The following is a 22,927-nucleotide window of genomic DNA, read 5'->3' as shown; positions in this document are numbered from 1 at the left end:
GTAACCGTATAGAGGCCCCAGCGGGGCCTTCCTAAGAGTTACCGCCCCCAGCGGGGGCTTCGGAATGTGCTCGGCCCCTTCGGAGGGGCCTTCTTAATACCACGGCCTCTGGCCGTGGTAGCTTATTTGGCCGCAGCTCGGGGTTTTTTAATGTCCGCCCGGATGCGTCAGCAACGGGACCAAATCCCTCCCTCCGGTTCGCTACTCAGAATCTGCAACGGATGCTCATTGATCGTAATGGCAATGTGGGAATTGGTGACTTTGGGGCCGCCCCTGGGAATCCAGGCACCAGTCCGCTCGATCGCCTGCACGTCAAAGGTAACATTCGTGTGGAAGGGGGCAGTTTCATCGATGATGGGGCGACCCTCAATGTCCCTGATTACGTATTGGCGCCCGACTATCAACTGCTGCCGCTGAACCAGTTGGCCGCATACATCGCACGGGAGCAACATCTCCCAGGCATTCCCTCCGAGTCGGAGATCAAAGCAAACGGGCTCAAGCTGGGAGAGATGCAGATGCGGCTGTTGAAGAAGATTGAAGAGCTGACGTTGTACACTTTGCAGCAAGAAGAAACGATCACGCAGTTACGCCGACAGAACCAGGCGCATCAGGACGCGCTACAGATGTTAACGACTCGCCTTGAGGCGCTCGAACGGACACAACCGAAGAGCGGACAATGAGACGTTGAGGCCGCGAACGAGACAAGCGTCGAGGTGAGTGCCAACGGACACGTCACAGGAAGGATTGGACAATGACGTATCGACAGCGCGCATCCTGGGGGGTCGTAGTACTTGTCTGCGTAGTGCTTGGCAGCTTCAGTTGGACAGAGTTACAACGGGTTCCAGTATCCAACGCGCAGCCGCTGACTCAGGAAGACAGTTCTACTCCACGAGCCGCCAGAGCGGCGACTGCGCCAGTTCCCTGGTGCGACCTCACACCAGCGGTAACGGGAACAACCTTCAGTCGCACGAATGAGACGATAACCGATGATGCGCTCTTCCAAGCGACACAGTGGATCGCGCTCGGTCCAGCGTTCACCGTGGGCAGCACGGGCTGTGTGAGTCTTTTTGCTGGGCAGCATATCGAATTGAAGCCCGGGACGAAGGTGGTGCGCGGAGGCGTTTTACAGGCGGTTGTAGGACCAGGTGGGAGCGACAATCTAAACAATATTGATGACGATAAAGACGGCTTCACGGAACTCCAAGGCGACTGTAACGAGACCAATGCGAACATCTTTCCTGGGGCGACCGAGATTGCTAACAACAGCATTGATGAAGATTGTAATGGTGCAGATCAAACTACCGGTGGTCCCTTACCACCCGACCCTAGCACAGTTGCACCACCAGTTACGCAAGGCGTAGCGACAATCCTGGCCAACTCCACTGCGTTTCTCTACACTGGCAGCAATGCGATTCAGACTGGAGTTGCGGCAGGAACGATTGACGCCCGTCGAGCCGCAGTCATTCGCGGCAAGGTCCTCGATCGCGCCAACGTGCCATTATCAGGTGTGAAGATCACGATTCTTAATCACCCAGAGTTTGGACAAACGCTCAGCCGTGCCGATGGCATGTTCGACCTCGCTGTGAATGGTGGTGGATTACTGACGGTTAATTATGAGAAGGCAGGTTTCTTACCTGCCCAGCGCCAACTCAACGTTCCGTGGCAGGATTTCGCGCTTGCACCGGATGTGGTGTTGATTGCCCTTGATACCAACGTCAATCCAGTCGATCTTACAAGCCAGACGATGACCGTAGCACGTGGTGGTGTAGTTACCGATAGTGACGGGACACGACGCGCGACGCTCCTGGTACCAACTGGCACGACAGCAAAGTTGGTGAAGATGGATGGAACCGAGCAAGCAATCACGAACCTCACGGTACGTGCGACCGAATACACAGTCGGGGCGAACGGACCCAACGCTATGCCGGGTGACCTGCCACCGACCAGCGGCTACACCTACGCCGTTGAATACAGCGTCGATGAAGCACTGGCGATTGGCGCAAAGGAGGTGGAATTCAATCATCCACTCTTTCATTACGTTGAGAACTTCCTTGGCTTCCCGGTGGGGATGATCGTTCCCACTGGCTATTACGACCGCGCTAAAGGCATTTGGGTTCCATCCAACAATGGCCGCGTTGTGAAAATCGCAAGTGTCTCTAGCGGTTTAGCGACTTTGACTGGTCTGGCTGCCGATGACCCGGCAGTTTCCAATGCCGAACGCCAGCGTTTGGCGCAATTGTATACCGTTGGCCAGGAACTGTGGCGGGTACCGATTGCGCATTTTACCCCGTGGGATTGCAATTTCCCGTATGGTCCTCCGACCAATGCTGAAGCTCCGAAAGTGCAAGTCCAAAGCGCTGGAAGGAAGCCAGACAATCCTAACATCAAGTGCGGTTCGATCATTGGTTGCCAGGATCAGACTCTTGGTGAAGCTATTAGTGTGACTGGAACACCTTTCGGCTTACACTACACGAGCGATCGAGTACCCGGACGTGATGCCGGAAAAACTTTGCAAATCCCTCTTAGCGGACCAACGCTTCCTCCGGGCCTGAAACGAATCGACTTAGAAATTAAAGCTGCTGGACAGCAAATCAATAGCTCTTTCCCGGCAACGCCGAACCAAAATACGCCCTTCACCTGGAATGGTAAGGATGCCTACGGTCGCGACGTTCAAGGTGGTCAGCTTGTGACGGTGCGTGTGGGGTATGTCTACACCGCAGTCTACTACGAACCGGCGCAGTTACAACAAAGCTTCGGTGCAGTTTCTGGCAATCCCATTACTGGTAGCCGAGCGCGGCAAGAGGTCACGCTGTGGAAAGAATTCCGCGAACCTCTCGGTACGTTAATTGATCAGCGATCCGTTGGGCTCGGTGGTTGGAGTCTGACTGCGCATCATGCCTATGACCCCGTTGCAAAAACTCTCCACTTGGGCGATGGAACACGACGAAGTGCAGAGAATCTGAGCGGGCAGATTATTTCCACCGTGGCAGGCAATGGCTTCGGTGGTTTTAGTGGCGACGGTAATCCTGCAACTCAGGCTCAGCTCGACGAGCCCTATGGAGTTACGGTTGGTCCTGATGGGAGTTTGTACATCGCTGACCGGCGCAATCATCGAATTCGTCACGTCGCTTTAGACGGACGCATTACCACGGTTGCGGGCACTGATACTGGAGGATTTAGTGGAGATGGTGGGCAAGCCAGTCAAGCGCGCCTCCTCTTTCCTTCTAAAGTTGAGATTGGTCCTGATGGCAGTCTGTATATTGCGGACACTCTTAATCACCGGATTCGGCGGGTTGGGTCGAACAAGATTATTACTACTGTCGCCGGAAATGGAGTCCGGGACTTTACTGGCGATGGTGGTCCGGCAACCTTGGCGAGCCTCCATTCCCCTAGTGATGTGACGATCGGTCCTGACGGCAGTCTGTATATTGCGGACACTAACAATGTGCGGATTCGGCGGGTCGGGCCAGATGGGATTATCACGACCGTGGCAGGAACAGGGCAGTTGGGCTCTGCGGGCGATGGGGGTCCGGCCATTCAGGCGGATTTGCTTGGTCCCAGTGCAGTAGCACTTGGTCCTGATGGTAGTCTCTACATTACTGACTACAGTGGCCATTTACTGCGACGCGTAACGCCAGATGGAATTATCTCTAGAGTAGCAGGAAACAGAGCCGGTGGTTTTACTGGTGATGGCGTCCCGGCCACCCAGACACGTCTTGCTGGTCCTACTGGGATAGCGGTTAGTCCTGATGGTAGTCTTTTCATCGCGGACTTTATAAACTCTCGGATTCGATACATAGGGCAGGATGGGATTATCACTACCGTAGCGGGTACTGGCGAATATGGATTTAGTGGTGATGGTGGCCCAGCGAGTCAGGCATTCCTCGCCACGTCTCGTGGCGTAGCCCTCGGCCTTGATGGCAGCCTGTACATTGCGGACACAGGAAACTATAGGATTCGGAAAGTTGCACCTGCACTGTCTGGGTTTTCAACTCGGCAAATAGCTATTGCGTCTGAGGATGGCACGCAGTTGTACCAGTTCGACGCCAATGGTCGTCATCTGAAAACTCTCCAGGCCTTGACCGGTGAAACACTCTATGAGTTTTCCTATAATGCCACTGGCCGCTTAGTGCAAGCCAAAGACGGTAACGATAACATCACTACAATTCAACGTGACGGCAGTGGCAACCCTACGGCAATCGTTGGACCGTTTGGACAACAGACAACACTGACGGTTGACGCCAATGGCTACCTGGCGAGTATCGCTAATCCAGCCGGAGAGGCGCATAACTTCACCTATAGTGCTACTGGCCTTATGAGCGCAATGCGTGATCCGAAGAACAATGCGTATCAGTTTACCTACGATGCCCTCGGTCGGCTCACGAAGGACACCGATCCTGCTGGTGGCAGCCAGAACCTCAGCCGTGTGGAACTTGGAAACTCAGGTTTTACTGACGGGAGTAAAGGGCAGAGTTACGAGGTGACACGCACCTCAGGACTGGCCCGCTCTACGAAGTACCGGGTTGGGTATCCTAACTCTGGTCCAGCCGTAGCAGATCAAACGCGCGAGATTCGTATCAACATGTTCCCCGATGGAACAGCCAGTGCGGTCGCTTCTGGTTTGAATGGTAGTGAAGAAGCGGTTGCACCTAACAAGACTACCTCAACCACACAAGAAGGACCGGACCCACGCTTTGGTATGCAGTCGCCCATTGCAACAAGTGGGAAGATTATGACGCCAGGCAACCTCACCCTCAATGCTACCGGAGATCGAACGATCCTTCCCGCGAGTCCCAGTGACCTGTTTAATTTTACTTCACTAACTGACACTGCGACGATTAACGGTCGTAAATACACAAGCGTGTTTGACAAAGCGACTCGGACGTTTACCAATACCTCACCTCTCGGACGTAAGGGTACGACGACGATTGATAATCTGGGACGTGTTACGCAATCGCAGGTTACCGGCTTGGCCGCTAACACGGTTGGTTATGATGGGAAGGGACGAATCAGTAGCGTATCGCAAGGCGGACGTTCGGTTACGTTTACCTATGATACCAATAGTTATCTGGCTACTGCGACTGATTCATTAGGGCGAGTGACCAACTTCGCTCATGATGCTGTTGGTCGTGTGACTTCACAAACGTTACCGGGCAATCGTGCTATCACTTATGGTTATGATGCGAACGGCAACCTCACCTCTCTTGCCCCACCCGGACGATCGGCGCATACGTTCACGTACACGCCGGTTGACCTACAAGCGACGTACACCGCACCGAGCGTCAGTGGCGGTGGTACGAACCAGACCCTTTATACCTACAACATTGACCGACAACTTGAGCTGATCACACGGCCAGATGGCAAGACTATTAACCTCAATTATGACGGTGCAGGTCGTGTTGCCGCGCAAGTGATCGGACGTGGAAGCTACGGTTACGGTTACAATACAACGACTGGCAATCTGTCGAGCATCAGCTCTCCAGGTGGTGTCGGACTTGCCTACACCTACGATGGCTCGTTGCTCACTGGCACAACCTGGACCGGCCCGATCGCTGGCAATGTAACGCGGACGTATGACAACAACTTCCGCATGACTTCCCTGTCCGTGAACGGCGCCAATCCGATCAATCTGACCTACGATAACGATAGTCTGTTGACCGGTGTTGGTGCGCTGAGCTTAACCCGCGACGCACAGAACGGCTTACTGACCGGTACGACAATTGGTGTAGCAACTGGTGTCAAAGACACTCTCAATTACAACAACCTCGCCGAGGTCACGACTTACAACGCAGCTTTCAACACAACGAGTCTGTACAACGTCACCTACGCGCGTGATGGCATCGGGCGTATTACGACCAAGACCGAGACTATCAACGGTGTGACTACCACATTCACCTATGCATACGACCTCGCAGGCCGCCTCATAGAGGTTAAGCAAAACGGCGCGACGGCCGCCAGCTATACATACGATAGCAACGGTAATCGTCTCGCTGGTCCAGGCGCAGCCACGGTCTACACCTATGATGCTCAGGATCGGTTGCTTACTGCTGGGAGCAGTACATACACATACACTGCAAACGGCGAACTCCTAACCAAGGTGACGGGAGGGCAGACCACGACCTACAATTATGACGAACTCGGCAACTTGATCAGTGCGTCATTTCCTGGAGGAACGCAAATTGAGTATGTCATCGACGGTCAGAATCGACGCATCGGTAAGAAGGTCAACGGTGTCCTCCAGCAAGGCTTCCTCTATCAAAGCCAGCTTAGGCCAATCGCCGAAATTGATGGAAGCGGTGCGACTGTTAGCCGTTTCGTGTACGGTACCGGCATCAACGTACCAGACTACATGATCAAAGGCGGTGTAACGTATCGCATCATCACCGATCATCTTGGCAGTGTGCGACTTGTCATCAACGTCACCAGTGGTGCTGTTGCCCAGCGTATAGATTACGACGAATTCGGTAACGTCTTGGCTGATACCAATCCCGGATTCCAGCCGTTTGGCTTTGCCGGTGGGCTCTACGACCAGCACACTAAGTTAGTACGCTTCGGCGCACGGGATTATGATGCGGTGGTGGGAAGGTGGACGATGAAAGATCCGATTGGGTTTAATTCAGGGGAGCAGAATGTTTATTCATATGCTACGAATAATCCATTACTATTCATAGATCCATATGGACTAGACAGTACTCATTTTGAAGCTGCTATTTCGCATGCTCATGCTGCAGCAGCATATAGTGCTGCTGCAGCTCTCAAGGCAGCTTCTGGGATCATTCATACGGACATAGCTTTATTTTTCGGCTTCATCAAAGCTATCAATGAAGGTATAGCGTGGAACCCTAGGAATATTTCTAAAAACTGGGAGTCGAGAATCGCGGACTTTGCAAAGTCATTAAAGCAAGGTAATGCAGATTTACTGGTTGGAAAATGGGTTGCTACAGATTTCGTTGAGGAAACACTAGGAGAGCAACTCATTGATCGTCCATTAGAACACTTTGCTACTCAGGCAGGAACAGATTTGGGAACTTCATTTCTTTTGTTGGGAGACGCGATAGGAGAAGTGGGCTCTGCGTTCCAGGAAATAGGTAAAGCTATACTCCAGGATACTTCGGTATTTTTGAGGAAGAAGTGTCCTGAATAGGGGCGTCGGGTGGTCATGACCCACCCTACCTGTGATATGGTCTGTAGAATTCTGCCGTGGATTTCAACTCCTGGCTTCCCTCACGTTAGCGCTCCTTTCGTTACTCAGCAAAGTAGAGGAACAAACCCCGTGCGCATATCATTGCTCATATTAGTTGTCGGTATTTTTGCGACCCTATCGGCCCAGAGTCTCCCCGCAGGAGCTGCACCACCACAGAACAGGGCAGCTAAGGAAGAAGTTCAGCTTACTTTCCAAACACGTGGGATCACAAACAGTGCCCTAGTCTCAAAGATTTTCGCAGGTGACTTCGTCAATATTGATTTGGACCGCTCAGATAACCGGTTCGGCATCTTGTTTAACCAATACCTGGAGGCTTTTGCGCGTCACTGTTCCGCTGCGCTGCCACGAAACAAGGTCGAAATGACTAGGTAGCGGTGCATTGAATGGATGGTCACCAAGAATGGTTATGGGATAGAGACTAACCGAACCTGTAGCGAATACGAAACGGTCGGGACTAATTTGTTTGCCAAGCCTGCACTGTATGACGCACTGAATACCGTCAACAGGCAAAGGAAAGCTGACATAGGTCGAGAACTGAGCCGAACTTTTGGTGATCTCACCAGACCCGATGCAGGGTCGGCGATGGCGGGTCTCATCGGCGACGCACAGGCGATAGCGAGTGATATGATTTCTCTCGTTCAGATAAATGCGTGCACGGCTCCAGGCTTGATGCGATTTGAGGATAACTTGCGGCTTTTTGCTTTAAACAAACAGCCCATACGGCTCGGTGGTGAAGCAACTGCTTCTTCCGTGATCACGCCACCCGCAGGACAACCCTTCAAGGACCAAAACTATCGCAAACTCATTGAAGATCTGATCCTTGATGACACCAAACGCTGGGGTGCATTTGCACAGTTCATCTCCGGTAGCGTGACAAGCACTTCAATTGAGGAACGTGATAAGCTTGGTCGCCCTCTGCGCGTCATCGCCCCCTATAGTTGGGAAGGTTTGCAGGGAAGAACATCCGGACGGGTCACCCTCACGTTTTCTGATGGCCTGCCAGAATGTTTGACTTACTCTGAAACTTCGAGCGTATGCCACAGTCCCAACCGGCGAATCGTAGCCCGCTACCTGGAAGGTGGCTACAGTTACCCGGGCGTAGAGACAACAGTCAATAGAAAGCCTAGAGACGTTACGGAAACACCCGTCAGTCGTACAGGGGAGATACCGTTAGGTATGTATCGCGTGGAGAGGGATACCCAGCTCCATAGTGAACCGCATGCCAATGCCAGCATCGTCGCGAATCTTTCACGAGGAACGAAAGTACGAGTGGTGAGTCAGACTGGGTCGTATCTGGAGGTACAGTCTCGACAGGGGCGGGTACCGGGCTACATTTTACAGAACGATGTCGTCTTTCTTGGGAACCAGTAGTGCGCAGCCAAGTAGGGTGTGTAGCAGGCACCATTGAGTTGGTACGCTGCACAGCCCTTCTTTCTACGACTACTGTCGTGGATCATCGGGTGGAGGATGCCGTCCGGCGATATAATCCGCTGCCCGAATGCGGACCACACGTTCACGGTTTAACGCCAATGCATCAATCGTGGCACGCCCAGTCCGCGTACGACCGATTAAGACGGTCCCGTCAGCAGACCAGATGAAGTGATCGCTCCACTTGTGTTCGCGTGGGTTGAAGAGCGGAACTTGGTCGTGAGAAGCGCGATCGACGGCCTTGAGACGATCCGTCTTCCGCCGATTGCAGTGAAAGCAGGCCAAGGCCAAATTATCGAGCGTCGACGGGCCATCACGCGCGACTGGAATGATATGATCGAGTGTGAAACGGACATATTGCCATTGCTCTGCGGCATGGCAGTATTCACACAACCCCTGGGCTCGCTGCCGAACGCGTTGTTGTAACGAAGCAGAGATTTTCTTGCGCGCGGGCAACGCTGGCTTATCCTACGGGGTGGGCTCTTGAGCGAGATTGCGGACCACACGATTGAGGAAGCTCAGATAATCGTCCATCTCTTCGTAGCGATCCAATTCCAACGCTTCCTCTGTACTTAATTCTGTCCCCTGTTGTTTAGTTAGAAGCATTTCGATTCTCTTCTGTACGGTACTGGAGGCACGAAAGAGTGGCACCCCTTCTTCCATTTCAATCCGCACAGCGCCTTCCAATGGAAGGGATCGGGGTAAGCTGTCGAGGCGCGGAAACGTATGAGCGAGATCGGTAACCATGGCACTGGTCTACGCGACCGAGACGCCAATTGCAAGAGAGCGTTGGGTGCTACTGACGATTCTCGAAAAACGATGAATGAAAGAAAGGCCATTATCTTCTCAACTCGAAGGTAATCTCATACCTCTGGCGGAAATACGCAAAGTCTGTGGACGGCAGCCACTCAGCAAGCGTATCGTATTTCCGGAAAAATCGTTGGAACCGAGACAAATTGGCTTCACGAGAAGAAGCGGGTACTGGTCTGGGAAATATGCGAGCCCGATCAAAGTCTAAGAGCTGTGCTTGTGGCGGGTCATGTTCCAGAGAAATCAAGATGTTGGTTGGATTCAGATCTGCGTGCGCAATCCCAGCCTGATGCATCGTTGCGATTGCTTGCGCGACAATGCTCAGCACGGTGTGGCGAAGATCGGCGGTCGACTCGACGTGGAGCCAATCCCATAAGTTGTGAAATCCTATCGCTTGGCGAGTTATTAAAAATCCGCGATAGAACGGCCCTACTGTCCTTTCGACTTGTGCACCCAACACCTCGACTGTCGGCACTCCACGTTGTCGAGCTTGTTCCATGCACGACAGCTCAGCAAAAGGACGGAACGGACGATCCCAGTACAGGTCATAAATGAAATGGCGAATGAAACCACCACGACGATAGGGACGGACGATAATGGATTCCCCTGATGCGAGAGTGATGCGGTGAATAGTGCCCCGACCTGCCTGAGTGGCGATTGTGGATTGCGGATTGCGGATTGCGGATTGCGGCTCTGGCGCTTGATCGTGGGGAAAGGTTAGGGTGAGGAGTCGCTCTCCCCATTCTTCTTTTACCCACCAGACGGTGTGACCTGCACGCTGCTCGACAAACCCAGCAGGGAGAGAAAGACTCGCCATGTCAGGATTGTGAAGGAGGTGGAATGGTTGTCTTCACATTCTGTTGTTCCCACAACTTGCTGAAGCGAATGAAGACTCCGTACGCGGCAAAGAGTGCAGCGATAAGGCCAGAGATGCCATGACGCCATTCTCCTTGGCGAACGTACACGCGGACGAAGGTGGAAAACGGTGTCCAGACAAGAGCGCGATACGTCGCTTGCTGTCCCTGCGCCGCGAGGGTATCCGCTTCCGCTGAAGTCGTCGCATTGAGTGTGTGCAAGCGTTCGCGCCGCGAGATCTCGACTGAAGACGGAGCCGTAAGCTGTGGGTCGTGCGATGAGGACATAGTGATCAACCCTGTGCCGCCGTTGCCGATACCCGGTGCAGTAATTGGTCGACTCCTGTCAGCACGTCAGGTACGCTGACGTCACGCATGCAGGCATTGGTACCGAGCGGACAGGCGTGACTACCGTGACGACTGCATGGACGGCAGGACAACTCCTTCTTTTCAACGACAACCGCGTTGTCTGTATACGGACCATAGCCGAGACTGGGTGTAGTCGCACAGAAAATAGCAACAACAGGGACTCCTCGTGCAACAGCAACATGCATAGGAGCGCTATCGTTACTAATCACTACCTGTGCTTGATCTACAAGTGCCATGAATGTGAGCAAGTCAGCCTGCCCAACGAGATTTACCCCACACTGGCCCGCCTGCTGATGAACTGCCCGAGCGACTTCAGCATCATCTGGTCCGCCACAGAGAAGCACGCGACCGTAACTGGTCTCTAGACGACGCACAAGCTGAGCAAAACTCTCGATGGTCCACCGTTTCGTTGGCCATACCGACCCTGGACAGACAACAAACAATGGGTCGGTTGAAGCAATTCCATGCTCGTGCAAGCGCGCGCGCGCCTGGACTTTTGCTGCTTCCGGATACTCGACGCGAGGGGTACGATCGCACTCTTCGGGCTCTCGGCCAAAGGCTCGCATGATGCAAAGAATCCGCTCAACCTCATGTCGGTTCGTGTCGCGCTGGGCAGTGCGATGATACAAAAACCAACCTGGACTTTGCCGAAAACCGACCCGCTGAGGAATGCCAGCGAGAGCGAGAAGCAAGGCTGTGCGTAAGGATTTATGGGCAGCGACCGCAAGTGTGAAGCGTTCTTGCCGTAGCCGCTGAGCCATGCGCCACAAGCCAACCAGCCCACGTCCATCGGCCTGCTTCGCGTCGACTAACACCCGTGAGACTGCAGGATGATAGTCGAGCAGAGGTTTGGCTTGCGGCGTAGTCAAAACAGTCAGTGACTCCGGTGTGAGAGTTCTCTGCAGGGTAGTTAACAACGGGGTCGTTAGGACGACGTCTCCCAGAAAGCCTGTCTGTGCGACGATGACTCGTTGTGAACGATCCTGAAGAGAGGAATGGGACATGGGCCTCACTGATACCCGGCCCTACGTGAGAGGTAAGGCTTCGTCGATCAACATGACTGGAATGTCATCTTTGATTTGATAGGACAGCTTGCATGCCTGACAATTCAGCGCGTCTTGTTTGGCTGTTAACTCCAACTCCCCTTTACATTTGGGGCAAACAAGAATGTCTAGCAGCTCTTTACTTACCGCCATAGCTTCTCCTTAGTGAAGAGTTCCGGTGCTCCGGTCAATTTTGCGCAAACGCAAGACAAGATTATCTTCCATCAACGTCCGGGAGTCGAGCAGCCAGCGGCAGAGTTGCTGGTTCTCGTGCTTCTGTTGCGGGTCTTTTTCACGCAACTGTAGAGTATACCACGTGTAGAATTGTACAGGAAAGCCAAAGAGCAGAAACAACAGCCGCGAGAATCCTTTGATCTTACTATTGCCGATCCGCTCGATAGCCAGGCCATTCTGCTTACACAAGTAATAGAGAATGGGGAGGTCGATGGGATAATTGTGAAACCGATGGGCCTGATCTAAAGGCGTTTCAAACGGAATGAAGCGTCGTTTGGTCTTATGATAGCCACTGAAGAAAAAGTGAAAACGAGAATTCAGACGCATGATATTGGGGGTTGTCAGAATCAACACGCCACCTGGTTTGAGAATACGGGCCAATTCGCCTATCGGGATGCGATGATTCTCCAGGTGTTCGATGACTTCAACGAGCAAGACGACATCGAAGCTCGCGTCGCTATAAGGCAGTGGTTTGAGGAGATCGACGCCATAATCGATGGGAGTGCCATTCTGTGACGGTCCCGTCGGTTCGTAATTGGTACCACGAACAGTGAAACCGAGCGGAGCGACAGCTTGGAGCACGTCGCCCTCTTTGCAACTGACATCCAACAGCGCCTTTCCTGATGCAGGGATGTCAGCGAGCAGGTCTGTGACTGCCTTAATGAGAAATGGTGCGGCCATGCGTGGTCCTATCTTCGTTGCGACTGTGGTATCGTTGTTCAATGCTGGTCAAGAACGCCTCGGCAGGTTCGAGATGGAGTTGAACACGTAAGGCTCGGAGACGATCAGGTACCGGAGAAAACCGTTCAAGTTTGACGAGGTCCTTTTCGGTCGTCAGGAGCAGATCAAATGCCTCGGCCTCTTGCACGAGTTTCTGCCACTCCGAGTGCGTATAGCTGTGATGATCAGGAAATTCCACCACCCGTGCTACCTCTGCGCCAAGTTCTTTTAGAGAGGTATACAGAGGCTGAGGGTTAGCAATTCCTGTTACCACCAGGCTGCGTTTGCCAGTCAAATCAGACAACGGCTGTTCGTGCCATTGACCTTGAACCGTCTGTACGAGTGCTGAGGGCACGAGATCGGCGTGGAAGACTCGTGTTGCGTGTTGCGTGTTGCGTGTTGCGTGTTGCGTGTCGCGTTCAGCTAACGAGGGAGAGGAATGCTCTTGGATTGTTGTTTTCTTGGAGAGGATCACGGTATGGGCTCGACGTATCGACGTGAGTGGCTCACGGAAGGGGCCCGCAGGCAGGAGCCAGGTGTTGGTTGGTGCTCGTGCTGATAGCAGGACAATATCGACATCGCGCTGTAAGCGACGATGTTGGAAGCCATCGTCAAGCAGAACCACATCCGCGGCAAAGCGCTGATAGGCAAACTGAGCCGCGGCGGCGCGGTCTCGTCCGGCAATAACAACCCCAGCGAACCGTCGTGCCAGCATGACAGCTTCGTCCCCGACCTCAACCGGTGTGACCAAGGGTGTTCCGGTTTGACCGACGAGGGTAGGGCCAACCGCTGTTCCTCCATAACCACGTGTGACGATTGCGACAGTGTGTCCGCGTTGTTGCAGCGCTTGTGCGAGCCAGAGTGTCAAGGGTGTTTTTCCGGTGCCGCCAACCGTCAGGTTGCCAATGCTAATGACGGTCAAAGGGGCACGGGTCACTGGCAATAGACCCAGGTCATAGCCGAGATTCCGTGCCCGCGCGACCACAGAAAAGAGCAGAGAGAAAGGAGTGAGCGCAACCCAGCCGAGTTTTGACCAGAGACTCTGCCGTTGCCAAATACTCTCGATAAGCTTCGGAGCAAACATATCACTGCTTTCTTCTCTCTAGTAGTCAGTCATACTGAATTTGCGGGGTCGATTTCGTCATGCTCGCGCAGGCGGGCATCCAGGATCTTCAAGCAGGGGCCGCGACTTAACCTCCCTGGATTCCCGCTTTCGCGGGAATGACGCCACTACGTTCACCCCTCAGAATCAACATGACTGACTACTAGAGCCTACAGCCTGTCGCCTTTTTGATTCTTCATTCTTAACTTTTCACTCTTCACTATTTCATTTATTGTTCTCTCCACCGCCCCCTGGCCACGACGAATGACAGTAAATGCGTCCTTGCCAGTCTCTTCTCGGAGAGATGGATTTGTGAGTAACGGCAGAGCGACGCGTGTCAGGCTGTCTGCATCGGTTACCTGGAACCCGCCGCCTTCACGGATCAATTCCTCGACTACGGTTGTGAAATTGTGCGTGTATGGACCGAAACAGACCGGTACCTGCGCTAATGCTGGCTCTATCACACTATGTCCACCTGGTCCTTTGATGAGACTCCCGCCGACGAACACGAGGCTCGCAGCCGAATACAGAGAGGCGAGTTCACCAAGGGTATCAAGGAGAAAGATCTCAGTCCTAGGAGAAGAGGTTTCCGGCTGGCTTCGTTTGCTATACCGATACCCTTTCGCTTGCACGAGACGTTCAACTTCAAGAAAACGCTGTGGATGGCGTGGAGCGAGAATAAGTAACAACCGGGGAACCTGTTCTTGCAATTGACGGTAGGCATTCAACAAAACATCTTCTTCACCGGCATGAGTGCTTGCGCCGATTACAGTTGGTCGATCAGCGAGTCCAGCCTCGGCCAGGGCCGTGTGCTGATGCGGGGAGCTTTCAGTGACGCCATCGACTTTGAAGTTGCCCGTGACCACGACACGTTGCAGAGGAACCCCAGCGTGTACCAAACGCTCAGCATCCGCTTGGGTCTGCATACAACAGAGAGTGAGATCGTGAAAAATTTGCGTAAAGAGCGGCGACAGCCAATGATAGCGAGTCACCGCTCGGGCTGAAAAGCGACCGCTCACCAATATGGTAGGAACCTCTCGCCGTGCTAACGCCGAGAGAAAGTTCGGCCACATTTCAGTCTCAGTAAACAGAAAGAGAGATGGAGTGATACGCGAAAGGACACGTTCGACAAACAGCGGGTGATCGAGTGGCACATAAATCACGGCATCCGCTTCGGTAATTTTCTCTCGGGTTGTGGTGTACGCGGTCGGTGTGAGGCAAGAGAGCAAGAGTGGGCGATCGGGAAAAACCTGCTTGAGCCTGCGCAGGAACGGGCGTGTCGCGAGCATCTCGCCAACCGATGGCGCATGCAGCCAAATCGGCTTGTGACCATGCAGACGTTCAATCACCTCTGGGGGAATGAATCCTAAACGCTGGGCGAGGCCGAGACGATAACGCGGGCGTAGCGCAAGCGCGACCGCAGCAAAGGGCAGTGCTGGCAGTGCTACAGTCGTGAGGAGCAGATTATAGAAAAGTCGAGCCATGTCGTTGGTGAGGGGCATGCGCTACTCACAAGCAGATGGGTTTTCTCTACTTGAAGCGTATTCTTATCGGAAAAACGCCTCCCTCAGCGTGGTGGCAACGGCTGTGGGGTTCCTGCCACAACCACCTCACGCTCTCCAGCGGTCTTGCTGGCGAAATAGCTGTCGGCCTGTGCTGAGATTCGGTTCAATTCAGTTTCTAATTCGTGTCGTTTTTCTTCGACGACCTCTTTAGCTGCCTCGGCGGGAACGCGTATTGGGGTGCCGACGACATAGAGTATCCGACTGAAGGGAAAGGGAATCATCAGGCGATCCCAACTACCGATTGTCGCTTTCCATGCTGCACTGTACGAGACAGGAAAGATCGTCGCTCCGGTCGCGCGCGCCAGTTGAATGATGCCGGATTTCGCCTGACAGCGAGGTCCACGTGGACCATCGGGAATCACAACGAGATCATACCCTTGTTGGTACGCGTCGAGCATGCCCTTGAGGCCGCCCATCCAGCCGCGAGTTGAGGAGCCACGAACAGCACTGATACCAAACCGCTTAATGACGCGAGTAATGATTTCGCCATCGCGATGCGCGCTATTCATGATGCACGCCTTCTTGCCACGATAGGGAAACGGCATGAACAGAATCCGACCGTGCCAAAATGTGATGATGATCTGTTCCCCACGTTGCCAGTAGTCCAACATCGCTTCTCCACCAATTTGGGATTTTCGTGTCGTTGCGGCCAGGAGACGCAGTGCCCAGAAGGCGAGGGTCGACCACCAACGGATCTTGATCTCTTCACCGAAGGGGAAACGTCGCTGACGTGACTCAGGCTGAAGCGGCTTCGTAGAACTGAAGTTCATATAACTTGCGATACTGTGAATTCCGAACAATGAGCTGCTCGTGGCGTCCTTGTTCAACAATCTGACCGTTGATGAGGACGGCAATGCGATCGGCTTTGTGAACGGTCGAGAGCCGATGGGCAATGACGAGTACGGTGCGTCCGACCATCAATCGTTCAATCGCAGCTTGCACTTGTCGCTCTGATTCATTGTCAAGCGAAGAGGTGGCTTCGTCGAGAATCAAAATTGGCGCGTGCTTGAGCAACGCTCGTGCGATTGCCAAGCGTTGTCGTTGTCCACCCGATAAGGTGGAACCCAGCTCGCCGATGATGGTGTCGTAGCCGCGCGGCAAGTCCATGATGAAATCATGAGCATAGGCTGCTTGGGCGGCGGCGATCATGTCTTCGTCCGGGATGTCCGGCATGCCGTAGGCAATGTTGTTACGAACCGTATCGTTAAACAGGAATGTGTATTGTGACACGATCGACAAATGCGAGCGGAGCGACGCGAGCGTTACCTCGCGAATGTCGGTCCCATCAATTGTGATGTGACCCCGTTGGACATCGTAAAAGCGGGGAATCAGGTCTGCGATGGTGCTTTTTCCACCACCACTTGGGCCGACTAACGCGACCACTTCACCGGTGCGAATCTCCAAGTTAATGCCCTGCAGCACCCAGTCTTGGCGATAGCGAAAATACACATTGTCAAAACGAATACCCTGGCGTACCCCACTGAGCATTTGTGCGCCTGGATGGTCTTCGATTTCACTCCGTTCATCGAGTAATTCGAACAAACGTTCAGCGGCAGCGAGCCCCGTTTGAATCGCTGCGCTTGTCCGAGTCAGATGCTTGAACGGCTCATACAGGAGCAGCAGTGCAGTCAGAAAGGCGATAAATTCACCTTGAGTGCGTTCACCAGCAATGACACTATAACCGCCATACCACACGACTGCCGCGATACCGGCGGCAGCAACTAATTCGACCATCGGTGGAACGAACGCGCGTACGCGGCCTGCTCTCAAGGAATGAGAGAAGAGTCGTTTGTTTTCATTGGCGAACCGTTGGTTCTCGTACGCTTCGGCGCCAAATGCTTTGACGATGCGGTTGCCTTGAATCGCTTCTTGAAGCAGCGCCGTGAGTGAGCCGAGTGAGCCTTGCCCCCTGCGGCTGGCACGACGGACCTTTTTATACATGAGCGTGAGAGGCAAGATCGTCACCGGAAAGACGATGAAGGCCAGCAGCGCGAGAAACCAATCTTTGACGAACGCCACGATGATGAGCAGCAGCAGGGACGTAGAGTCCTTCATGATCGAGGCTGTTGCCTGCGTTAACGCTTCGCGGACGAGTGTCGTATCGTTCGTAACACGAGAGAGGATAGTTCCTGTCGGGTTACGTTGGAAATAACTCAGCGAGAGTGACTGGATGTGTGCATTCAGTGCGTTGCGTAAGTCAGCAACGATGTGTTGCCCGACATACTCGATCAAATAGGCATGGCCAAAGTTGACCAGCCCGCGAAAGAGAAAGACGCCGACGATCACCCACGGGAGAAACTGCAACGCTTCAAGATTCTTTTGCGCAAAAATGTCGTCGAACACATGCTGGACGACAAACGGCAACACACCATTGGTTGCGCTAAAGAGCAACATGCAAACAATGGCCGGAAGAAAGGCGCGCAAGAGATAGGGCCGTAAGAATGGGAAAAGACGACGATAGACGTTCATGGAGAGAATTGAGAATTAAAAATTAAAAAGGAGTGAAGAATAGGTGAGCACGACTTTTTCTCTCTGATTAATTTTTAATTTTGCATTTTACATTTTGCATTTTTGAGGTCAGCATTTCCACCACAAGGGCTGCTGCTCGTTCTGCTGCACCGCCTCCACCAAGCCGCTGGCGGACTTCACGCAATCCTTCTTGCGCTACGCTATATGCTTGTGCATCAGTGAGCAACCGCGTGGCCTCAGCAGCAATCCGGGTGGGGGTCACTTCTCCTTGGATGAGTTCTGGAACGATGCGGCGTTCCGCGATGAGATTGGGCATGCCGATAAATGGCACCCGTACGAGAAGCCGGGCCAGGGCATACGTCAGTGGCGCTAAGCGATACATGATGACCATCGGTCGTTCTAGTAATGCGGTTTCGAGGGTCGCGGTTCCCGACGCAACCAAGGCAAGGTCTGCTGCATGAACCAAATTGTACGTATCTCCCTGAATGACCCGGACTGGGGTCGGCCGTGTCTGCTGCTGTAGCTCTTCCACTTCGAGCGTATCTGCTGCCGCAAGGACGAATTGATACGCGTCGCCCAGGAGCGCTGCAGCCCCAAGCATCGGCGCGAGCAGAAGTTTCACTTCCTGTGATCGGCTCCCTGGGAGCAGGGCGATGGTGCGACGTTGTCCATCGAGACCGTGAAGTCGCAATGTTTCCTCCCGCGCGCGCGTCGGGCGTACTCGGTCAACGAGCGGATGGCCGACAAAATCCACCGAGTACCCATGTGCGGCATAGAAGGGAGGCTCAAAAGGAAACACTGCAGCGAGTCGGTCAACACGCTGAGCGATGGTGTACACTCGTCGCTTGCGCCACGCCCACACCTGGGGGCTGATGTAATAAAAGACCGGCACCCCGACGCGTTTAGCAATCTTCGCGAGACGGAAATTGAATTCGGGAAAGTCGATCAAAATAAGCAGGTCGGGGGGAGCAGTCTGCAAGATGTGCTTCAGTTGGCGATAGGTGCGGATCAACGCACCAACTTTGTCGCGTGCTTCGACTAGCCCCATCCCGGCGATGGTGGCACTATCGACCAGTGTCTGCATGCCTGCAGCACGCAGTGCGGAACCGCCAACCCCAAACACCTCGACCCCAGGGATCTGCCGTTTGAGGGCAGCAACCAAGTCTCCACCATGAATGTCACCCGAAGCCTCTCCGGCAACGAGGAGAACGCGAGGATTGGGGATTGCGGACTGTCGATTGCGGATTGCGGAATTCAAGGGTTCGATTTCACGGTTCAAAGTCTGAAGTCCAAATCTCTACGTGTGACGTCTCACGCAACATGTTTCACGGAATCTCCAAGCATCCAACAATTCGTTCTGCCATTTCTAACGCTTGCAGTCCATCTTCACCGCTCACAACTGGTTTGTTGCGATGACGAACGACGTGAAGGAACGAGCGAATTTCTTCTTCAAGGGCGTCTTCGCCGCCGACTTCGCGCTCTTCGAAGGCAATGTTGGGGAGTGCTCCTGGCTGGGAGCCTGGCTCACGCCGACAAATGCGGATGCGATGCTCACCATAATCGACTACCAGATAGGTGTCAGGCTGAAACACACGCATCTTTCGTTCACGTTTAAGCGCCACGCGACTGGCAGTGACATCTGCGATACAACCAGAGGCAAAGCGGAGGCGGGCGTTGGCTATGTCTGGTTCGGAGGTCAAGACCGGAACGCCGAAAGCTTCGATGGAGGTGACTGGCGATTGTACGAGGCTCAGGATCACATCGAGGTCGTGAATCATCAGATCGCGAACGACGTCAACATCGGTTCCGCGTTCGACGAATGGTGCGACGCGATTGCATTCGATAAAGCGTGGTGAAGTGAGAATACCGCTCAGGGATCGTAGCGCTGGGTTAAAACGCTCCAGATGGCCAACTTGGAGGATGCGCTGCTGAGCTGCCGCCAGGTCAACAAGCGCCCGTCCTTCGGCTGCGGTAACGGTCAGCGGTTTCTCTACGAGAACGTCGACTCCCTGTGACAGCAGATCGTACGCAACGGCATAGTGAAACTGCGTTGGTACCGCGATGCTCACACAATCGACTTGACCAAAGAGTTCACGATAGTCTGTGAGTGCAGTGGTACGGCACTCTGCCGCAATTTCCGTAGCACGGTCGGCATTGGTATCGACCACTGCGACGAGTGTCGCCTCTGGTTGGGCAGCATATTTCTGCGCATGAAAACGACCAAGATAGCCGACTCCCACGACCGCGACGCGCAACGGGTTTTCTGCGTACGTTGTTGACTGTTGCTGACTCACAATTTTGCGACGTTAGCACAGCTTTGCGCACGCGCAAACATGACAACGGCGACGAAGCTGATCGCCGTTGTCGTTTCTCCAGGCCAACGTCTATGCCTTAGCGATCACATCGTTGGCAAACTTTTCCATCTGCGGGTAGAGCTCGCTGTCGAATTTCGCGCGGGGGGTGAAGCCTGGCGCAAAGGTCATCAAGCGATGCACACCCACGTCAGCAAACTGCTTCACCAAATCCAGTGTAATTGGCAGTCCCGGTTGCGGGGCGATAGTGATCTCAATTTGTGAGAATTTTCGCCCTGCTTTCTCGCTTAACTCTTTGAGCAACGCAAGCTGCGGTTTGAGTGTTTCTGGTGTGTAGCGGAAACCGAACCAGCCATCTCCTAATTCGGCCACGCGTTTCAATGCGGGACGGCTTTCGCCGCCAAAGATAATCGGCGGATGCGGCTTCTGAATCGGTTTGGGGTTAAATCCGACCGGAGCAAAACTATGGAACTTCCCGGAGAACTGCGGCGTCTCGTCACTCCACAAGGCTTTGAGCATTGCAATCGCTTCACGACTGCGCGCCGCGCGATCCTTGAACGACATGCCCACCGCAGTAAATTCATCTTCGCACCAGCCGATGCCCACGCCAAATAAGAGCCGTCCCTGAGAGAGGACATCGACGCTCGCAACGGCTTTGGCGACAGCGAGAGGGTTGCGCAGTGGAAGGACAAACACACCGGTACCGAGTTTGATGGTCTTGGTGCAGGCGGCAGCGAAACCCAGCGCGACAAACGGATCGTGCAGCGCAGCCCCTGGGCCACCAGGAAATTTGCCGTCGGCAGAGTATGGATAACGGCTGGTGATTGTGACCGGGACGGCGAGGTGCTCAGGAATCCACGCTGACTCAAACCCCAGCATTTCCGCTTTTTGCGCAACCTGAACTAACAGCTCCGGTCGGGCGGTTGACCCACTACCAACACCACTGACTGCGAATTTCATAATGCCTCCTTTTAGTTTCAGAGAAAACGATTTGTTCGTTAGCCTCAGGTTTATGCAGTGACTATTGGTACGTCATTCCCGCGAAAGCGGGAATCCAGGAGCAGAGAAAAAGTGGATGTCCGCCTCCGCGGACATGACGACACAGCAGGCTTCAAAATTCAATTGACTGCATACTATATGAATTCTCCCCTCAACTCTGTCAAGGAAACTTGCTCACACAAGCAAAACCGATTACGGTACCCTCTCACTGTGATGGCGGAAGGAGAGACCCTCTTGTCTATCGATTATCCCCGGCTCCGATATATTCAGGCGGTTCCCTTTGAAGATGAAGGACGGACACGTATCGCTATCCACGATCCACTAGGCTTTGCCCAAACCTCATTGTATCTTCCCTACCATATCTATTTCGTCATCAGCCACTTTGATGGACAGCATTCGCTGGTCGATATTCAAGAAGCCTTTGCCAAACAATTCGGCCAAGTTCTCCCCCGAGAGCAGCTCAATAGCCTGATAGCGCAACTCGACGAATACTACTATTTGGATAGTGAGCGATTTGCCGCCCTGCAAAACGAAATCTATGCCGCCTTTCAGCGCTCGTCAGTTCGCGAGATGGCGCACGCGGATACGTGCTACTCCTCGCAACCCGGAGAATTTCGTGAGCAAACGGACGCTTTATTTAGGAGTCCTGACGGTCCTGGATTGCCGAGCGACGGGCAGTCCTCTCTTCCGCCAGTCCGCGGGCTTATTGTTCCCCATATCGATCTGCGGGTCGGTGGAGCAGCGTACGCGTGGGGGTACAAGGAGTTAGCTGAACGGTGTGACGCTGACCTCTTTATTCTCCTGGGGACTTCTCATTACGGAGCGCAAGACCTCTTTGTCGCGTGCGAGAAAGATTACAATACGCCACTTGGTCCGGTCAAAACTGACCGTGAGTTTATTCGCGTGCTGCAGCAAAATTGCGGCGAAGACCTGCTTGCCAGCGAGCTGATCCACCGTACTGAGCACTCGTTAGAGTTTCAGACCTTGTTCCTTCAATACGTACTTGGTCAGAGACGTGAGTTTACCGTCGTGCCGATTCTCGTGACCTCCTTTCATCACATGATCTTGACCAAGACTCCACCCGCAGAGACCCAACGAGTCGCCGCATTCATCGACGCGCTACGGGCTACTATTGCCCAGAGTGGCAAGAGAGTCTGCTTTGTCGCAGGTGTCGATTTCGCTCATGTGGGACAGAAGTTTGGCGACCAAGGACCACTCACGCAAGACTTTCTCAACTGGGTAGAAAGTGAAGATCAGCGCTTGATCCAGGCATTAGAGAACCTCGATCACGCGAGTTTCTTTGCCGAGATCGCTACGAATGGTGACCAACGTCGTGTCTGCGGCTTTGCACCGATGTATACTTTCTTACACCTCGTCGAAGCGACACAAGGAAAGCTTCTAAAATATGCTTATGCCGAAACTGCGCCACATTCTGCGGTGAGTTTTGCCAGTTTGGCGTTTTACTAAATCGGACCAGGGAAGATTCGTACACTTCCTCACTCACCGAGGGCCACTTCTCCGCTCGTCCTGAGCGTAGCGTGGCGAAGTCGAAGGGCAGCGTATCCGGGCGTGCGCAGGCTTCGACTTCGTCCTGCGGACTACGCTCAGCCTGAGCGGGTTTGGTCGCTGGTGTACCAATGTCGCGTGGTCCGATTTAGGAGCCATTTGTTCTTAGGCGAATTCTGGAAAAGAAAATCCCCCTATATCAGTCAGGAGTAGCGGGGCGGATGAAGATGTCCCACTTGGGCAACTTGGGATGACGCTCCAGTCGCGCTTCGACCGTCCGCATGGCTGTCTTGTTCAGGGTAATGCCGCGCA

The 22,927-nt window shown here is 53.7% G+C and carries 18 protein-coding genes; 4 read left to right on the top strand and 14 right to left on the bottom strand.

Annotated elements, in window-relative coordinates:
* Window positions 1-221 precede the first annotated feature (221 nt).
* The 3 genes from FJ147_16850 to FJ147_16840 all read left to right on the top strand — a co-directional run bounded on the left by FJ147_16850 (window position 222) and on the right by FJ147_16840 (window position 8,575).
* On the top strand, window positions 222-680 hold the full coding sequence (locus FJ147_16850; protein ID MBM4257552.1) for a hypothetical protein: 459 nt from the start codon (window positions 222-224) through the stop codon (window positions 678-680).
* A gap of 71 nt (window positions 681-751) precedes the next feature.
* Window positions 752-7,144, top strand: a complete 6,393-nt coding sequence (locus tag FJ147_16845; protein ID MBM4257551.1) for a hypothetical protein — start codon at window positions 752-754, stop codon at window positions 7,142-7,144.
* A gap of 447 nt (window positions 7,145-7,591) precedes the next feature.
* A complete protein-coding gene (locus FJ147_16840; GenBank protein ID MBM4257550.1) occupies window positions 7,592-8,575 on the top strand; it encodes a hypothetical protein in 984 nt (327 codons plus the stop codon).
* Between the two features lie 69 nt (window positions 8,576-8,644).
* Here FJ147_16840 and FJ147_16835 read toward each other — a convergent pair whose 3' ends face one another.
* From FJ147_16835 to FJ147_16770, 14 genes are all read right to left on the bottom strand, one after another.
* Window positions 8,645-9,088, bottom strand: a complete 444-nt coding sequence (locus FJ147_16835) for an HNH endonuclease (GenBank protein MBM4257549.1) — start codon at window positions 9,086-9,088, stop codon at window positions 8,645-8,647.
* A gap of 12 nt (window positions 9,089-9,100) precedes the next feature.
* The gene (locus tag FJ147_16830; protein MBM4257548.1) at window positions 9,101-9,379 is read right to left on the bottom strand and encodes a hypothetical protein; all 279 of its coding nucleotides are present in this window, start codon (window positions 9,377-9,379) and stop codon (window positions 9,101-9,103) included.
* A 91-nt stretch (window positions 9,380-9,470) separates the two neighbouring features.
* Window positions 9,471-10,259 (bottom strand): hypothetical protein, encoded by a 789-nt coding sequence (locus FJ147_16825; GenBank protein MBM4257547.1) that lies wholly within the window; start codon window positions 10,257-10,259, stop codon window positions 9,471-9,473.
* 1 nt (window position 10,260) lies between these two features.
* Complete coding sequence (locus FJ147_16820) at window positions 10,261-10,584, bottom strand: hypothetical protein (GenBank protein ID MBM4257546.1); 324 nt, start codon at window positions 10,582-10,584, stop codon at window positions 10,261-10,263.
* Between the two features lie 5 nt (window positions 10,585-10,589).
* Window positions 10,590-11,669, bottom strand: coding sequence for a lipopolysaccharide heptosyltransferase II (waaF, locus tag FJ147_16815; GenBank protein ID MBM4257545.1), 1,080 nt, complete (start codon window positions 11,667-11,669; stop codon window positions 10,590-10,592).
* A 21-nt stretch (window positions 11,670-11,690) separates the two neighbouring features.
* The gene (locus FJ147_16810; GenBank protein MBM4257544.1) at window positions 11,691-11,861 is read right to left on the bottom strand and encodes a Trm112 family protein; all 171 of its coding nucleotides are present in this window, start codon (window positions 11,859-11,861) and stop codon (window positions 11,691-11,693) included.
* A 9-nt stretch (window positions 11,862-11,870) separates the two neighbouring features.
* Window positions 11,871-12,623, bottom strand: coding sequence for a class I SAM-dependent methyltransferase (locus FJ147_16805; protein MBM4257543.1), 753 nt, complete (start codon window positions 12,621-12,623; stop codon window positions 11,871-11,873).
* Window positions 12,601-13,746, bottom strand: coding sequence for a tetraacyldisaccharide 4'-kinase (lpxK, locus tag FJ147_16800; protein MBM4257542.1), 1,146 nt, complete (start codon window positions 13,744-13,746; stop codon window positions 12,601-12,603). The genes FJ147_16805 and lpxK overlap by 23 nt, the downstream gene beginning before the upstream one ends.
* A 188-nt stretch (window positions 13,747-13,934) precedes the next feature.
* Entirely contained in the window at window positions 13,935-15,266 is a 1,332-nt protein-coding gene (locus tag FJ147_16795; GenBank protein MBM4257541.1) for a 3-deoxy-D-manno-octulosonic acid transferase, read from the bottom strand.
* 65 nt (window positions 15,267-15,331) lie between these two features.
* Entirely contained in the window at window positions 15,332-16,099 is a 768-nt protein-coding gene (locus FJ147_16790) for a DUF374 domain-containing protein (protein ID MBM4257540.1), read from the bottom strand.
* On the bottom strand, window positions 16,065-17,798 hold the full coding sequence (msbA, locus tag FJ147_16785; GenBank protein MBM4257539.1) for a lipid A export permease/ATP-binding protein MsbA: 1,734 nt from the start codon (window positions 17,796-17,798) through the stop codon (window positions 16,065-16,067). Before msbA ends, FJ147_16790 begins: the two co-directional genes overlap by 35 nt.
* A gap of 67 nt (window positions 17,799-17,865) precedes the next feature.
* Complete coding sequence (locus tag FJ147_16780; GenBank protein ID MBM4257538.1) at window positions 17,866-19,077, bottom strand: lipid-A-disaccharide synthase; 1,212 nt, start codon at window positions 19,075-19,077, stop codon at window positions 17,866-17,868.
* 46 nt (window positions 19,078-19,123) lie between these two features.
* A complete protein-coding gene (locus tag FJ147_16775; GenBank protein ID MBM4257537.1) occupies window positions 19,124-20,092 on the bottom strand; it encodes a Gfo/Idh/MocA family oxidoreductase in 969 nt (322 codons plus the stop codon).
* 90 nt (window positions 20,093-20,182) lie between these two features.
* A complete protein-coding gene (locus tag FJ147_16770) occupies window positions 20,183-21,070 on the bottom strand; it encodes an LLM class F420-dependent oxidoreductase (protein ID MBM4257536.1) in 888 nt (295 codons plus the stop codon).
* A 111-nt stretch (window positions 21,071-21,181) separates the two neighbouring features.
* On the opposite strand from FJ147_16770, the gene amrB reads away from it, so the two are divergent.
* Window positions 21,182-22,576, top strand: a complete 1,395-nt coding sequence (gene amrB / locus FJ147_16765; GenBank protein MBM4257535.1) for an AmmeMemoRadiSam system protein B — start codon at window positions 21,182-21,184, stop codon at window positions 22,574-22,576.
* Window positions 22,577-22,927: the final 351 nt, after the last annotated feature.

It is taken from the genome of Deltaproteobacteria bacterium (assembly GCA_016874775.1).
Lineage (GTDB): Bacteria > Desulfobacterota > Binatia > Bin18 > Bin18 > VGTJ01.
The sequence above is the reverse complement of the archived record's forward strand: the minus strand, read 5'-3'. Positions and strand labels throughout refer to the sequence as shown.

Coding starts and splice junctions, on each gene's coding strand:
- lpxK (MBM4257542.1), bottom strand. CDS start 13,746: ATGTTTGCTCCGAAGCTTATCGAGAGTATTTGGCAACGGCAGAGTCTC.
- msbA (MBM4257539.1), bottom strand. CDS start 17,798: ATGAACGTCTATCGTCGTCTTTTCCCATTCTTACGGCCCTATCTCTTG.
- FJ147_16795 (MBM4257541.1), bottom strand. CDS start 15,266: ATGCCCCTCACCAACGACATGGCTCGACTTTTCTATAATCTGCTCCTC.
- FJ147_16840 (MBM4257550.1), top strand. CDS start 7,592: ATGGTCACCAAGAATGGTTATGGGATAGAGACTAACCGAACCTGTAGC.
- FJ147_16810 (MBM4257544.1), bottom strand. CDS start 11,861: ATGGCGGTAAGTAAAGAGCTGCTAGACATTCTTGTTTGCCCCAAATGT.
- FJ147_16820 (MBM4257546.1), bottom strand. CDS start 10,584: ATGTCCTCATCGCACGACCCACAGCTTACGGCTCCGTCTTCAGTCGAG.
- FJ147_16845 (MBM4257551.1), top strand. CDS start 752: ATGACGTATCGACAGCGCGCATCCTGGGGGGTCGTAGTACTTGTCTGC.
- FJ147_16830 (MBM4257548.1), bottom strand. CDS start 9,379: ATGGTTACCGATCTCGCTCATACGTTTCCGCGCCTCGACAGCTTACCC.
- waaF (MBM4257545.1), bottom strand. CDS start 11,669: ATGTCCCATTCCTCTCTTCAGGATCGTTCACAACGAGTCATCGTCGCA.
- FJ147_16825 (MBM4257547.1), bottom strand. CDS start 10,259: ATGGCGAGTCTTTCTCTCCCTGCTGGGTTTGTCGAGCAGCGTGCAGGT.
- FJ147_16770 (MBM4257536.1), bottom strand. CDS start 21,070: ATGAAATTCGCAGTCAGTGGTGTTGGTAGTGGGTCAACCGCCCGACCG.
- FJ147_16805 (MBM4257543.1), bottom strand. CDS start 12,623: ATGGCCGCACCATTTCTCATTAAGGCAGTCACAGACCTGCTCGCTGAC.
- FJ147_16790 (MBM4257540.1), bottom strand. CDS start 16,099: ATGAACTTCAGTTCTACGAAGCCGCTTCAGCCTGAGTCACGTCAGCGA.
- FJ147_16850 (MBM4257552.1), top strand. CDS start 222: ATGCTCATTGATCGTAATGGCAATGTGGGAATTGGTGACTTTGGGGCC.